The sequence below is a fragment of the Nitrosococcus oceani ATCC 19707 genome (assembly GCF_000012805.1).
In the GTDB taxonomy this organism is placed as follows: Bacteria; Pseudomonadota; Gammaproteobacteria; order Nitrosococcales; family Nitrosococcaceae; genus Nitrosococcus; species Nitrosococcus oceani.
In genome coordinates this window covers 1,395,163-1,411,094 of record NC_007484.1, presented here as the reverse complement: position 1 = coordinate 1,411,094, position 15,932 = coordinate 1,395,163, and the positions used below count along the sequence as shown (strand labels likewise).

Here is a 15,932-nt window from a genome sequence, read left to right as displayed (position 1 = left end):
TGATAGAAAATAATGCCTCGTTAGTAAGCCTCTAGGTCTCTTATCAAATGACGCCGGTACTAGAACTCCTCAGCCTTAGTAAGTCTTACTGGGAAAGTGAAACCGAGCACCGGGTGCTCCATAATCTCACCGCCACGATCCAAAAGGGTGAATGTATAGTACTGCTCGGGCGTAGTGGCTCAGGCAAATCCACCCTCCTTAACCTCATTGCGGGTATCGATTTCCCGAGTGCCGGCGAGGTGAACATCAATGGGATATCCTTGACTCAGCTCTCCGAGGAAGATCGCACCCTGCTGCGCCGGCGTTATATTGGCTTTATTTTTCAGTTCTTCAATCTTATTCCCACGCTTACCGTAGAGGAAAATTTGTTGCTGCCCCTAGAACTTAACGGCCGCAATAATCCCACTGAACACGCTCACGCTCAGAGTTTGCTCCAGGAAGTTGGCCTACTGGAACGTGCCCATAGCTTTCCTGATGAACTCTCTGGGGGCGAGCAACAGCGCGTTGCCATTGCCCGCGCCCTGGTCCACGATCCCTTGCTGGTGCTGGCCGATGAACCAACAGGAAACCTGGATCTGGAAACCGGCCGCCGGGTTCTGGCTCTCCTAGACCGCCTGACCAAACAACAGGGTAAAACCCTCATCATGGTCACTCATAGCCCAGAAGTAGTTGGACAAGCAGACCGCATCCTGCGGCTACGTCCCGAGGGGTTGGTCGCCGAGGAACTCCCCCAATGACGCCAGTATTGTGGCGGGCTAATTGGCGAAGCTTAAGACGGCATCCCTGGCAAATCGCCTTGGCGCTGCTAGGTATTGCACTCGGGGTTGCCGTGGTAGTGGCCATTGACCTTGCTAACAGTAGCGCCAATCGGGCTTTTACCGTTGCCACGGAAAGCGTGACGGGCCGAGCTACTCACCGGATTATAGGCGGACCCGATGGGTTACCGGAGGAGATTTATCTCCGTTTGCGCTTGAATCATGGGATATTCCCTTCCGCCCCCGTTGTGGAAGGCAGTATTTACCTGCCTGATAACAATGACCAACCCTTGCGACTGCTGGGCATCGATCCCTTTGCTGAACCACCCTTCCGGGATTATTCTAGTGGCACAGGCACCGACCCCAAGGTGGATATTCCAGCCCTCTTAACCAAACCTGGCGCGGTAATTCTGGAACAGGCAACCGCCCAACGGTTAGGTCTGCAGCAAGGTGATCAGTTTGCAATTCGGGTGGGTGCTCACCATGCCCAATTAACAGTGACTAGCACTTTCCAAGGAGAGGGCCTCGCCCAAGAAGGGCTTGCTAATGTACTTATCGCCGATATCGCAACGGCTCAGGAAACACTGGGCCTGCTTGGTAAGCTCAGCCATATTGATCTGATCTTACCTACCGGTGAGGCGGGCGTTGCTCAGCAGGAACAACTAAAAAAACACCTGCCCCCCGAAACCGAGCTTATCGAAGCGGACGCCCGCAGCCGGGCAGTGACCGAAATGACCCACGCCTTTCAGCTCAATCTCACTGCGCTCAGCTTTCTAGCGCTCCTAATAGGCAGTTTTATCGTTTACAACACCGTCACTTTTCTCTGGCTGCAACGGCGCCGCCTAATTGGTTTACTGCGCGCCCTTGGAGTCGCTCGCAAGCAAATATTTCTACTGCTGCTCGCCGAAGCCCTGGGTTTTGGGGTTGTAGGCTCGGTGGCAGGCGTATTTCTTGGGATCGGCCTAGGCGAATTTCTCCTGGGACTGGTCAGTCAAACTTTTAATGATCTTTATTTTGCTGTCCAGGTCCGTGATGTGTCCCCCTCCATGGAAAGCTTAACCAAAGGTCTCGTTCTGGGTCTAGGCGCTACCCTTGCGGCCACCGTGGTTCCCGCCCGGGAAGCGACTCACACTCCCCCTGGCACCGCCCTTCATCGTTCTTCGTTGGAACATCAAGCCCGCCGCTGGTCGAAAAGGGCTGCTCTGACGGGAGGGGGCGTATTAATTACAGGGGTTCTTGTATTACTGCTGCCTAGCAAAAGCATTGGGCTAGGCTTTGTAAGCCTGACGGCCCTACAGATAGGATGCGCTTTACTGGTACCGACTCTGGGCACCCTGCTGCTCATCTTAGCGCAACCTTTGCTACGCCGAAGCTTTGGAATTTTAGGCCAGTTAGCTACACGCGGTATTGTAGCTAGCCTCAGCCGAACCGGCGTGGCTATGGCGGCCCTGACTCTAGCAATCTCCGCTACGGTCGGCATCGGCATTATGATTGATAGCTTTCGGCTCTCCGTCAGTCAGTGGCTCACGACTACCTTACAGGCCGATCTTTACGTTTCCATACCCGGCGCTAATTCAGATCCGGCCCATAGCTCCCTGGATTTGTCCTTAATGGAACGTATCACCGCCACACCAGGCGTAACAGCTATCAGCACCACTCGCTGGGTGCGGATTGAAGACAAAGACGGCCTCACCAATATGGTAGCTTTTGCGCCCGTCCCCCAAAGCCTCGCCGGTTTTCAATTTACCTCGGGAAATCCAGAAAAAGCATGGCAAGCGTTTGCCCATGAAGGAGCCGTACTGGTCTCCGAGCCCTACGCTTACCACCACCAGCTATCACCTGGCTCAAGCCTACGCCTACGCACCGACCAGGGCCAACAGTCCTTCCTCGTAGCCGGCGTTTATCTCAGTTACGGCTCGGATCGGGGGGTTGTGACGATCCACCGTGACACTTACCAACGCTATTGGTCCGATGACGGAGTCTCCGGGATTGGCATTTATGCCGATCCCGATGTGGACCTTGAAATCCTGCGCCAAACCCTGCTAAAAAGAGTAAACAGCAACCAGCAAATACAAATCCGTACCAACCGCTCTATCCGCGAGCTCTCATTACAAATTTTTGACCGCTCCTTCGCCATCACGGAGGTAGTACGGCTGCTCGCTGGATTAGTGGCTTTTGCCGGTATTTTTAGCGCTTTAATGGCTCTCCAATTAGAACGCACGCGGGAATTCGGTATACTGCGGGCCATGGGACTCCTCCCCCGCCAGTTAAGAGGGCTGGTGACGGGACAAACCGGACTGATAGGACTGGTCTGCGGCCTGCTGGCGCTACCCCTTGGGTTGCTCTCAGCCCTAGGATTAATTTATGTGATTAACCGGCGATCTTTCGGCTGGAGTATGGGATTTACCATTTCCCCCGAAATTCTTTTGCAAGGAATCCTTCTTGCTGTAACCGCAGCCGTGCTTGCCGGTATTTATCCGGCCTGGCGAATGGCCCATACTCCTCCAGCAGAGGGACTAAGAGAAGAATGATCCATGGATGGTGTGGATAGCCGTTTATAGTGAGAAAAATATTCAGACTTCTAAGCCGTACCTTTGGAATGGAAAAGGTATATCTTCGATAAAGATGAACAGCCTTTCTCCCTACCCCAAGACAAGATTGCTTGTTCAATCTCGGCCGCTGATAAAGGCTCACTAAGGTAGAAGCCTTGAAACCTGTCACACTGGTGCGCTTTAAGAAATTCTTCCTGGGCCTGGGTCTCCACCCCTTCCGCAACCACTTTCAACCGCAGGCTATGGGCAAGTGCAATAATACCTTTGATAATTGCAGCATCATCCGGATTACTGACAACGTCATGGATAAAACAACGGTCAATCTTTAATATATCGACGGGGAAACTTTTTAGATAATTTAACGACGAATAACCCGTACCAAAATCATCAATAGCGAATTTTATTCCCATCTCTCTCAAGCGGCGAAATTTAGGTATCGCTGCACCCGCGCCTTTCATCACTACGCTTTCAGTGATTTCAAGCTCTAGCCACTTTGGAGGCAAGCCTGTTTCTTTCAGTATGGTTACAATCTTATCAACTAGATCTTCCCTTTCTAACTCCCGGCCGGATACATTCACAGCAATATGGAAAGGTCCGAATCCCCGCTGCAGCCAAGACTGCATTTGGGTACAAGCTTCTCGTAATATCCAAGCGCCAATGGAGGCGATAAGCCCGGTTTCTTCCGCCAGGGGAATAAACTCTGACGGCGGAATTAAACCATGCTCTGGATGATGCCAGCGTATCAACGTTTCCAGGGTGGCAATCTCTCCCGTGCCAAGATTTATTTGCGGCTGATAATAAAGGGCTAGTTCATTCTGCTCCAATGCCCGGCGAAGTTCGGCTTCCAAGCCTAGTCGCTTAACAGCAGCCGTCTCCATGCCCTTTTCATAAAATTGATAACTGTTGCCTTGCTCTTTAGCGCGGAACATAGCGGTATCCGCATGTTTGACGAGCGTGCTCACGTCTTCGCCATCACCAGGATAGAGGGAAATTCCAATGCTGGTACTGATATACATTTCCTGGCCTGAGAAGGCGAATACTTTAGAGAGAACACTACAGATCTTAGCAGCCACTTCCGCCGCTACCCGAGGGGATTCTATTTTTTCCAGGATAACTGTAAATTCATCTCCTCCTAACCGGGCCACCATATCATTTGAACGAAGACACCCTACAATCCGATCAGCCGCCGCCTTCAGCAGCAAATCGCCCACCTCATGACCCAGGGTATCATTAACCAGCTTAAAGCGATCCAAATCAAGGAATAGAACAGCAAATTGCTCTCCTCTCAAATGAGACCGATTCATCAACTCCCCTAGCTGTTTATGAAACAGGGTACGGTTTGGCAAACTTGTCAACACATCATGATAAGCTAATTGATGGATATCTTTTTCAGCCCGACTAGCATCGAGCAGGCGAGCAACCCTTTTCCGCAATACAGAAAAATGCACCGGTTTTGGAATATAGTCGGTAGCTCCCGCAGAAAAAGCGCTTTCAATGGAATGATCATCATCTAAAGCGGTAATAATAAGCACCGGTGTATGCTTGCTATCTGGCAAATCCCGTATCTGAGCACAGGCGTTAAAGCCATCTAATACGGGCATGACCGCATCCATCAAAACCAGGTCCGGCATCTGCTGTTTACAAAATTCCAACGCCTGATTGCCGTTTACCGCCTCATCAATCCAATAGCCTCCTTTTTCCAAAACGTTGCGCAGCGCCATACGCATAGTTCGATCATCGTCAACGATAAGAACCCGTGATCTTTTTTTATTGTTAAAGAGACAGATTTCTTTGTTGGATTCGTTTTCTTGTTGTAATGCCCTTTTAACAAAGGAGTATTCAGAGAATAACTGAGTAAATAGTTCCTTGGCTCCTTCCAGAGAACCAGAGCGTCCCAAATCTTCTAATTGCTTAGCAATAGAGGCGAACCGGTTAGCGCCAAAATTCTTAGCGCTACCCTTAACACTGTGGGCCATTTCCCCTACCTTATGGACTTTGTCCTCGAAGATCGCTTTTTGCAAAACTTCTAAATAAAGCGAAGTATCTTCAATAAAAGTTTCAACCATGCTAGGAAAAGCATCGCTAACGCTGGCACGAAATCTATTCAAGGCAACCAGATCCAGAGGAGTTTCGCTCTCCTTGCCTTCTAGTTGAATATTTTCGGAATCTGTATCTGAAGAACTCGTACCTAGCCAATGCCGCAATTTATCTCGCAATACACTCAACCGTAGCGGTTTTGGCAAGTAATCATTCATCCCTGCTGAGATGCATTTATCACTGTCACCCTTCCTAACATTAGCCGTCATAGCAATAATAGGCACTTGTTTATTACCCGCTTCCCGAACTCTAATCCGGCGGGTCGCCTCATAACCGTCCATCTGCGGCATATGACAATCCATTAACACTAACTCATAAACTTTATTGGCTATCGCATCCAGTGCTTCTTGGCCATTACTCACCACCTCAACTCGGCAACCAAATCTCTCCAACATCCCAACGGCTACCTGCTGATTTACCCGATTATCCTCAACTACCAAGATGCGGCGATCAGAAAATTCCGTTTCTTCTATGGCCACGGGTAAAGTTTCTGAGACTGCCGCCTCATTTTGTTTTACGGCGCTTACAATCACGTTATATAAGGAAGATTGTTGCACTGGCTTAGCCACATAATTTACCACACCGGGTAGAGAGGATATACTAGAAGCGGGATGGTGCTGATGGCCCATCAGTATTATCTTAACGGGCGCAATTAGAGAATCTTCGGTAATCTTATGCGCCAAATTAAAGCCTTTTAGATCAAGCATATTTTCATCTACTAGCACAAGGTCATAAGCCCGGCCTTCAACCGCAGCGCTACGCAGCATTCTAAGCGCCTTCTGCCCATCCTCAGAGCAGCCATGATACATTCCCCAAGCATTAAATGTTTGCCCTATAAAACGGCGACTTGCCGCGCTGTTATCGACAATTAATAATCGTAGTCCAGCTACCCCAGTCTTATTAGAGACTTGGAACTCTTGGGGTGCTGACGTTTCTTCTAATGGTGCTGTAAACCAAAAAATACTTCCTTTGCCGGAACCACTCTCTACGCCAATGTCTCCTCCCATTAAGTCCACTAATTGGCGGCAGATAGCTAGACCCAGGCCAGTGCCTCCATATTTACGGGTAGTAGAGCTATCTGCTTGGGAAAAAGCCTCGAATACACGCGCTCGAAACTCTACCGGAATCCCAATACCCGTGTCTCTAACTTCAAAATGGAGTACTAGTTTTTCTGCTTTTTTCTCAAGAAGACTGACTTCAATCGACACTTCTCCCCGATCAGTGAATTTAACTGCATTAGCCATTAAATTAATAAGTATCTGCCGAATACGGGCCGAATCTCCCCGCAATGATAAAGGCACATTATCGAGCACCACATAACCCAATTCTAGCTCTTTCCGCTGAGCTTGAGCAGCAAGCAAGCCAATAACATCATCCAAAATTTCTTGCAAATGGAAGTTAATGGGATCAAGTTTAAATTTTCCCGACTCGATACGAGAAAAATCCAGTATATTGCCGATAAGTTCTAATAGAGTTTCTCCTGAATTACAGGCTGCTTGTACGTATTCGCGTTGCTTTGGATTCAATCCCATATTTTTTAACAACTCAAGTATTCCTATAACCCCATTGAGGGGAGTACGAATCTCATGGCTGACATTAGCAGCAAACTCTCCTTTAATGCGGGCAGACTCTAAAGCCGCATCTCGAGCCTTTTCCAATTCCTGCTCTCGGGCCTCCAAAACGGTCATCATGGTATTAAAAGCGCCCTCCATGTCCATAATATCTTTTGGCCCATTCACTTTAGCGCGCACTTTTTTCTCACCTAGCTCAGCCTGTTTCATTTTTTCCGCTAGGTTTTTAAGCGGCGTAGTCATCCGCGCCGTAATCGCAAGCAAGAGAAGAAGCAGCACCGTAGCCAGAGTGATAGACACCAGTAAATTGCTGCGCAGAATATCCCTTGCCAAAGCTTTTAAAGTATTTTTACCCATCATTACCCGTACAAAACCAATTAGTTCTGGTTCTGGCGGGTTAGCTAAAAATGGCGACTCCTCTAGATCAGAGCCTCCCTGACGGGTATAAACTGGGGCGACAAAATACCAAGCATCTTCCGTTTCTCTTTCTAACCATAACATTCTTGGCCACAGCGCGTGCTCTGCGGGTAACAGTGCTTCCTGGCCTTCGGACAATAATACCTGGTATTCCGGATCATAAATAGCTACCCCTTGAATATCCGGGAAAGCCAGTGTTGCACGGGCCGCCTCCTTGGCATTATCGGCGCTCTGGTAAAGCAGGGCGAGCGTACTTTGGGCGGCAAAAGTCTCAGTAGCGCGACGTCCCTGCTCAAGCAAAGTCGTACGAACCGTGCGGCTGGATAGAGTCGAAATAGCAAAAGAGGAAAGCAGGGCTAAGCAGATAATTCCAATAGTAAAAGTCAGCACAAGTTGCTGGCGAAATCCTTTTTTTCTTCGAAAAAATTGTAATAACTTTTTCACTCGACTCTCCTATCGTGCCGGAAAAGACAAATCAAAATTCTGCTTCATCCGACTCGTTAAATTAAGCCCTAGATGATCTGCGGTACGCGTATTGACGGCGGTTAAAAGATCACGCAATGGAATTATCCCGATAGATCTTTTATTATTTTTTATTTCCTCTAATGCTAGCGCCGCAAGGCTCTGCCCCATTCTTTCATTATCTGGATAGAGAGCAAACAGGGCTCCTCTCGGTATATGAGCTAAATTACTAGAAAATACGGCTAGATTCCGTTCCCAAGATTTTTTCAGAATAAGCGGTAGAATGGCCTGTTCATCAATAGTGGAGTCCTGAGGCAGCCAAATCGCGTCTTTCCCCTCTTCCAAGTGTTGTAAGATATCGCGGTACAGCGTAGCCGCTTCACGAATATTTTCCACAGGGAACGTATTAATCTCTATGCTATAAAATCTAGCCGCTTTTACTGCCCTCTCAATAAGCCATTCGGTCTGATCCCGATTATAAATCAGAGTAATTCGCTTAATGCGAGGGTCAATTTCCAGAAGCTTCTGAAAGAGAATTGCAGGATCAGGTGTCAGTGAGATGCCTGTCAGATCCTCCCCATTAGGAGAAATCAACACCGCACCGACAACAACATGAAACATGAATTGTAGATCTTTCGCTGCCGATAACCCTCTGCTTCCAAGAACAATAACACCCTGTATCTGCGCTTTCCTGAGGTAATATTTGACTGCTTCAATATCATAATCTTTTTCTAACGGGTAAATTTTGACGGTTTTTTTTAGCTTATTCTCAATTCCTTTTATAATTTTAAGAAAAATACCCCGATAAGGTTCCCTGATATCTGGATATATGACAGCAATTGCTGGTGAATCAGCCAATGCTACCGGCCCTATACCTAAGCCACCGAGAAAAAACCATACAAGCAAAAGAAAACATTGGCGGCAACTTCTTATTTTTCCAGCTGTCAACGAACTATCCTTATCGAAGTTTACGGCCAATAATACTTTTATTTTTAAATAACTAAATGGCGCTAACAGTCCACCAACATAAAATTATTGTAAAAACAACCCTATTAACCGGCGCTGGTTTTATAACAATTTTCTCGTACTACACGATCGGCTAGAAACGAAACCGAATTTCTCCAAAAAAACTACGTCCAGATAAAGGAAGATCATTAGGAATTAAGGCACCTGGATTGCCCGCCGGGCTAGGTTCTCGGGCATCGCTATCAAATAGATTACGCACGGAGAAAGCGACTTCCCAATGTCTTTTGATCGCTGTCCGGCGAAGAGTCAAATCAAAAATACTATAATTGTTGATCGCAGGCCGACTATCGCTAGCGGTACGTGATCGATCGATAACCCAATTAAACTGTGGCGTTAAACGCCAATGGGGAAGAAATTCCCAGCTTCCGCGCAGATAAATTTGATGTTGAGGCGCATGGCCCGCATTCTTGCCGGTTTTTTCATCCGTTGAATGCTGAAAAGCATAGTTGCCTAGAAGATGAAAATTAGAGGTAAGCGCCCAGTCTGCTTCCAATTCCATCCCAAAGCCCTTTTGCCTGCCGGCATTTTCAGCAACGTTTACGCTAGTACCAGGGTCGGACACAAATTGAATGATGTCGTCCCAACGATAGTGAAATAAACTCAGGGCTAATCGCAATGCGTTGCTGGGCCGATAATCAAAGGCTAGCTCTACAGTTTCAATTGTCTCCGGATCAAGGTTAGGATTACCTATGGCAACTGGGTTATTAATATTGAATAATTCGGCAAAAGAAGGAGCGCGGAAAGCACGGCCATAAAGGAGCTTAGTCGTTAGATTATAACGGGTCGCCCAAACCAAGGCGAGACGAGGATTAACGGTATCACCAAAATCCGAGAAATGATCATACCGCACACCCGCGGTGAATTCCCAATCATTAGCAAAATTCCAAACATCTTGCAAAAAGACATAATAATTCTTACGATCTCGCTCGCGCAGAAAAACCTGGGATAAATCCCCAGTAACATCTCTTAAACCTCCCAAGGGACGGGGCAGGCCCGTTTCAAAATCAAATTCATAATTTTTGACTTCTTTGACATCGTAGAGATCACCATAACGCATGCCTGTGCCCGCATGAATCTGATGTTGCTCGAATCCGGTATAAAAGGTTGACACCTTGAACCTGGCATGGCGCTCAAAAACTTCGGGGTTTCCAATTACGCCCTCTGGAAAATCTATTCCAGGGGCGCTATTGAAATCTGCTCCTGGCGGAAATAGGCGGACATTTTGTTCGACTTCCTGACTGGTATTAAAATAACTTAGCTGCGCCGTGACATCCCAATTTTCACTAAAGAATTCAGGATTATGATAAGTCAAATCCGCATTCCAGCGGTCACTGGCAAAGCGACCACTGGGATCAAGAGCCTGTGCAACGCCAGCACCCGTACCGACATTTTGCCGCCGCTGCAAACCTGCCCGCAGACGCCAATGTTCCCGGCTGATATCCACACGGGCATCAAAATTCTCCCGCTGCAAATTTACCGAACCGGGCGCTAAGGAAGCATCCGTATTAAACTGGCTATCAAAGAAAGTTTGGGCATCCTCATCAATAGTTCTCCGCTGACCGTCCGTATCACCATATTCCAACATCACCGCCACATCAAAACCACCCCAACTATCCCCATGGAGGGCCCAGCCATCCCAGCTATTAAAGCTGCCAGCACGGCCTCCTACTTCAGTGCCCGCGATATCTTCCTTGGCTTTGGTAATGATATTAATAACGCCCGCAAAGGCGTCCGCCCCATAAATTGCCGAACCGGGCCCACGGATCACTTCAACCCGGGCAATAGACTGTACCGGCAGTCCTCCCCAAACCTGGTTTCGATCTCCAGCAAATAGATTGGTGATAGGTATACCATTTATCAGCATTAACACTTGCGAATTGAATTGGGAAAAAATCCCCCGGAAGGTGTAAATAGGATTGTATCCCCGAGGACTTCTTGCCACATGCAATCCTGGCACCGTCTCCAGCACTTGATCTATATCCGTGGCGCCTATCTCTTTAATATCTTCCGCGGTGATAACCGTCGCAATGGCCGGCGCCCTGGAAATGGGCTTACTATTGCCGGTAGCAAGGCTAATCATTTCCTCATCACCATATAAACTAAGCAAGGCTTCTTCATCATCCGCCTCTAGGCTTATAGCCAAAGCATTGACTGCATAAAACATTAATAAGCAAAAAATGCTACGAGTGATCAATGAAAAATACATAATAGCGTAGCGGGGAAATTGCTTTTTATTGATGCTCACCAAACCCGGCGAGGCTTACCCTTATATTGAATACGATCACAAGACAGCGGGAAAAAGACGCCTTCTGGTTTTCTCACTGCCTCTACATAACAAGGCAACATCCCCGCAGAGAAACTCAAGATGGAATAATGATAATATTCCCGACAAGATAATCCCTGATCGGCGGCTAGTGCTGCTGCTAGAGCGGCAATGTTCATATGCAAACGCCGCCGTCCTTGCAACAGAGTTTCCTCGATCATAAATGCAAGCTTCACATAGGGGCCGTGGGAAAAATCTATTTCTTCGGCTAATGACAGGAGAGGTTCAATGCGCTCATCTTTACGCGTAATAGGGCGGCCATATCCAGGAATAATTTTATATTTCTTTAATTCTTTTATTACAATCTCTTCTATCTCAGCACCTGCCTCTAATTGGCATTTAACCCGAAGTAGGAAATCAATGGCTCGGATATCTGGTCGCCGTCCATAAATTGAAGCCTCCGAAACTGCATTTCCCGCGCTGAGGGCTAACGCGGCAGTGCTTCTGGTGGTGCCTGCCAGCGCGGCGACCCGATTATTCCATAATCTCGGATCAGGATAGCTGGTGCATAAAGTCCAAATACCGTCAAACAGCCGAATCTGTTTACCGTTAGGGATTCGTCCCGTAATGCCATAAAGTAGCAAGCCCATCCAGGGAAGGTCTTTTAATTCCTTAAACAAATCCTTGCCACGGAAAACCACCCGCTCTCCTGGAAACCAGGCGCCCATAGCGGTTCTCCAATGATCTTCATTTTCAAAAAGATATTTAGGCCCTTGCATATCCATTATCCCTATCTTTATATCGAGATGCAGTCATCGCACTGCCCTACCCTTGCAGTTCATCGCTCAATTCAAGGCCATGACTAAAAAATGGATAACGCCGCCAACCATATGCCTGCTGTTCCAAGGCATGGGCGGCAGCTCCAGGCAAACGTAGTAACAAGTACAGCATTTCACTCTGCTGCATGTTGAAATCCAGATCAATCATCGCCGCAGCCGCTACCCCGGTCATTGCCAAGGGGGAGTTTGCCGCAGCCTCAAGTTCCAGCCGATGGGTTTGTAACCAGGGGAGCGTTTCTCCTGGACTATTCTTTACGAGAAAAGCTAAGGTTTGCTGCACTGGCGTGGCGCAACTGGCGCCATGGGGATCAAAACCGGGAGGATGCTCCAGGGACAGCCAGACATCTGCCCGTTCCTCTTGTGGGAGATGTTGGAGACGTTCCTGCCAGGCCATTAAATTTTTACCGCATTCTTGCCACGAGGCCATTGCTAACGCTACTTCACGGGCACCATTTAGCTGACCGGCGCCCACCGCAAGCGCAGCCATCAAAGATGAAGCGGCAGTGGACCCCCCGACCCCGGCACACATGGCGGCACGAATACTGTGATCCCGGGGACCTGGATTAGCGATAGCAACCGCGAGTCCCTCCAAGAGCCTGGCCTCCGCGGAGGAAGGGCGCTCTCGCTTAAAGAGCAAGTATAAATATTCAACCCAACTGGCCTTGCCCAGCAAATCACCGTAGACATCGTAACCGGAACAGTAGCAAGCGGCAGCGGCAAAGGGATTATCCGGCGCTGCCACTTCTTCCCAGATCTGGCTATGGATAAGTTCTCGTTTTTCGTTCATTGAGCCCCTCCCAATACCTTCATCCGGGTTTTCATGGGGGGCACTTCCTCCGGATCAACTCGCACGTCCAAAAGCGTGGGACCTTGCCGTTTACAAATGGCCTTAATATCAAGCACCATAAGATCCTGGGGAGAACGGATAATATGGCTGGGCACCCCCATAGCTTCCCCATAAGCACAATAGTTGATTGCGGGGAGTTCAAAGCCGACAGCCTCGGCCTGGGCTAACCGCTGGCCATGCTTTACCATCCCCAAGGCCGCATCATTGAGGATAATGAAAATCACGGGCAGTTGTTCCTGGCTTGCCACGGTGATTTCTTGGCCACTCATGAGCCAGCTACCATCCCCCGTGATGCAGACCACCGGATTACCTGGAGCGCCCAAAGCACTGCCCACGGCGGCGCCAATCGCCCAACCCATGGCAGCAAAATCCAAGCAGCCGCGAAATGGCTCCCCATTCCTATCAGACTGCCAGGAGGGCTGTAAGTAGTGGATTGCCCAAGCTATGCTATTTCCTGAATCAGCTAGGAAACGAGTATTTGAGGGAAACAGCCGGGTAAGCTCCTTCATTAATCGCTGCGGCTTGATGGGGGTAGAGTTATCGTGGTATTTTGCTTCCTCATCAAACTGGAAGCGCCGTTTTGGCTCTTGCCTTAAGGCTTCCCGCAGGGGGGAATCGGGCTGCCTGCGTTCTACCCCAGGCGCCCGTTCCTCTTCTGTCGGTAAGCGCTGGCGAAGGTAGCTCAAGACCCGCTCGCAAATCGTGGTAAGGGTGCCCCGTACATGCAAGCGCGCCATGGGAGTACGGGTCAAGTTTTCTTGGGTATTCTCCACATGGATGAGACGATCATTCAAAAGAGCTTCGGTGTCCCAACCATTACTTGCCCACTCTCCCAGGTTGGCGCCAAACACCACCACGGTGTCTACTTCTGGATCGGATAGAATCTCACTGGCACTCCGGTGTCCAGCAAAACCAATAACACCACGGAATAAGGGGTGATAAGGACTAACTAATCCTTTGCCATGGGGCGTAGTGACCACGTCCGACTGAATTAAAAAGGCCAGATCCAGAATAGCGTCAATTGCTTCGCGGCAATCTTCCCCCACCACAAATACTACTTTTTTCGCCGAGGCAATCTGATCACAAAGGGCTTCGATCATATTCTCATCCAGTAAGGCAGGGTGATGTAATAGGGCAGCAAGCTGATAGGAAGGGATTTTAACCGGGGCGGCACTGCGTAATATATCCAAAGGAATACTCAGATGAGTGGGACCATTGGGAGACTGATAGGCTGTCATGATCGCCGTACTGAGTTTATGCTCCAATTGCGCCACATGGGAGACCAAAGTGCTATAGCGGGTGCAATGTTGAAACAGGTTCACGGTATCAATGCCAGTGCAGGAAGACTCTTGTAAGGCTCCTCGCCCAAAATGACTTAAGGCCGTCTGAGCAGTAATCACCAGCATGGGAATACGATTTTCGTAGGCCGAAGCAACCCCTGTGATGAGATTAGTGGCGCCCGGCCCGGTCGTGGCGCAGCAAACAGCCAGTTTGCCTGTCTGGCGTCCATAGCCATCCGCCATAAAGGCTGCCCCGGTTTCATGGCGGGCAACTACTGCTCGCGGGCCCCCCTTGCGGGCGCTGCGAGCCAAGGCATTGTACAAGGGCTCAATAGCTCCTCCCGGCACCCCGAACACATAGTCCACCGATAATTGAGCTAAATAGGCCACCAGTAAATCCCCTGCCTCCCATTGGGATTGGGGCACATTTCCTTGGGCCCTGCTAACCGTCTGGTTGGGTATCACTTATATCCCTCTCTCATAGGAATTCTCACTCTCAAAAACCGCATTTGATAACTCTATGCAACGACCTTTTCAGGGGTAACTTTAAAAATTGGAAGCCTAGTACGAATTTATAAATTTAACGGAACGCCAAGGCTGGATATAGAATTGGGACGCTCGGCGTGTCAAAGAACGATCCTTCCAGCAAAAGCTGGTTGGGTATCACTTATATCCCTCTCTCATAGGAATTCTCACTCTCAAAAACCGCATTTGATAACTCTATGCAACGACCTTTTCAGGGGTAACTTTAAAAATTGGAAGCCTAGTACGAATTTATAAATTTAACGGAACGCCAAGGCTGGATATAGAATTGGGACGCTCGGCGTGTCAAAGAACGATCCTTCCAGCAAAAGCCCGTAAACTTGGTTTAAGGGGGGGCAGAAGATATAATTCAGGGATGAGCGAGAAAGCAGATTGGAAGACTCAGACGACCGAATGGCAGCAAGGTGCCTATCCGGGAGAATTTAGCGGATTATGCACGGTCGCGTCCTGATTATTGCCGGCTCGGATTCAGGGGGCGGTGCTGGAATCCAGGCGGATATTAAAACTGTGACGGCCCTTGGAGGCTATGGAGCCACGGCAATTACCGCTCTCACCGCCCAAAATACCCGGGGAGTCTTTGGGATATTGCCCATAGCACCTGATTTTATTGCGGAACAGGCAAGACGGGTATTGACGGACATTGGCGCCGACTGTATCAAAATTGGGATGCTGCATTCAACGGCAGTCATTGAAGCAGTCGCCAATATTATAGATGAGCTAGCCGGGAACATTCCTCTTCTTCTTGACCCGGTCATGATTGCTAAAGACGGCACTTCCCTACTCGATCCTGCAGCCCTCAGGGTGCTAAAGCAACGCTTGCTCCCCCGGGCAACCCTTATTACGCCCAATATCCCGGAGGCCGAAGCACTCTCCGATTTCAAAATCGACCGCCCTGAAGTCATGTCGCAGGCAGCAAGCGCATTGCTGGCGCTAGGTCCTGCCGGCGTCCTGCTTAAAGGGGGACATCTTCCTGGCCGTCAACTTCATGATTTACTGATAACGCAAGATTATCAAGAAAGCTTCCAAGTCCAACGTATCGCCTCTCCCCACACCCATGGCACGGGATGTACGCTGGCTTCGGCCATTGCCGCCGGACTTGCCCAAAACCGTCCCCTTCCCAAAGCGGTTCGGCGGGCCCACGCCTATGTGCAGGAGGCCATTCGCCTTGCCCCTGGCTATGGAAAAGGCCAAGGTCCCCTCAACCATACCCATACTGTAAGCCCATTTGAGATTTAATCCTTCTCAAATACCCTACGAATTTTAATCAGCCCCCAAAGCAA

General features: G+C 49.1%; 9 protein-coding genes. 3 read left to right on the top strand and 6 right to left on the bottom strand.

What is annotated here, in order from left to right; translation table 11 throughout:
- Nucleotides 1-47 precede the first annotated feature (47 nt).
- Both NOC_RS06935 and NOC_RS06930 read left to right on the top strand, forming a co-directional pair.
- Nucleotides 48-737 (top strand): ABC transporter ATP-binding protein, encoded by a 690-nt coding sequence (locus NOC_RS06935; protein ID WP_002809254.1) that lies wholly within the window; start codon nucleotides 48-50, stop codon nucleotides 735-737.
- A complete protein-coding gene (locus NOC_RS06930; RefSeq protein WP_002810725.1) occupies nucleotides 734-3,286 on the top strand; it encodes an ABC transporter permease in 2,553 nt (850 codons plus the stop codon). The genes NOC_RS06935 and NOC_RS06930 overlap by 4 nt, the downstream gene beginning before the upstream one ends.
- A 50-nt stretch (nucleotides 3,287-3,336) precedes the next feature.
- On the opposite strand, the gene NOC_RS06925 is transcribed toward NOC_RS06930, so the two are convergent.
- The 6 genes from NOC_RS06925 to NOC_RS06900 form a co-directional block, all read right to left on the bottom strand.
- Nucleotides 3,337-7,836 carry an EAL domain-containing protein gene (locus NOC_RS06925; protein ID WP_011330611.1) on the bottom strand — a complete coding sequence of 1,500 codons (4,500 nt, stop codon included), beginning with the start codon at nucleotides 7,834-7,836 and terminating at the stop codon, nucleotides 3,337-3,339.
- 9 nt (nucleotides 7,837-7,845) lie between these two features.
- On the bottom strand, nucleotides 7,846-8,802 hold the full coding sequence (locus NOC_RS06920; protein WP_002809840.1) for an ABC transporter substrate binding protein: 957 nt from the start codon (nucleotides 8,800-8,802) through the stop codon (nucleotides 7,846-7,848).
- Nucleotides 8,803-8,953: 151 nt separating this feature from the next.
- Nucleotides 8,954-11,044: a TonB-dependent receptor plug domain-containing protein gene (locus tag NOC_RS06915; RefSeq protein WP_244860094.1), complete on the bottom strand. Its 2,091-nt coding sequence runs from the start codon at nucleotides 11,042-11,044 to the stop codon at nucleotides 8,954-8,956.
- 77 nt (nucleotides 11,045-11,121) lie between these two features.
- Entirely contained in the window at nucleotides 11,122-11,871 is a 750-nt protein-coding gene (locus NOC_RS06910) for a citrate/2-methylcitrate synthase (RefSeq protein WP_244860093.1), read from the bottom strand.
- 97 nt (nucleotides 11,872-11,968) lie between these two features.
- Complete coding sequence (locus NOC_RS06905) at nucleotides 11,969-12,769, bottom strand: citryl-CoA lyase (protein WP_002808619.1); 801 nt, start codon at nucleotides 12,767-12,769, stop codon at nucleotides 11,969-11,971.
- A complete protein-coding gene (locus tag NOC_RS06900; protein WP_011330607.1) occupies nucleotides 12,766-14,574 on the bottom strand; it encodes a thiamine pyrophosphate-binding protein in 1,809 nt (602 codons plus the stop codon). The genes NOC_RS06905 and NOC_RS06900 overlap by 4 nt, the downstream gene beginning before the upstream one ends.
- A 510-nt stretch (nucleotides 14,575-15,084) precedes the next feature.
- Between NOC_RS06900 and thiD the strand changes: the two genes are divergently transcribed.
- Nucleotides 15,085-15,888, top strand: a complete 804-nt coding sequence (gene thiD, locus NOC_RS06895) for a bifunctional hydroxymethylpyrimidine kinase/phosphomethylpyrimidine kinase (RefSeq protein WP_002809076.1) — start codon at nucleotides 15,085-15,087, stop codon at nucleotides 15,886-15,888.
- The last annotated feature ends 44 nt before the right edge of the window (nucleotides 15,889-15,932 follow it).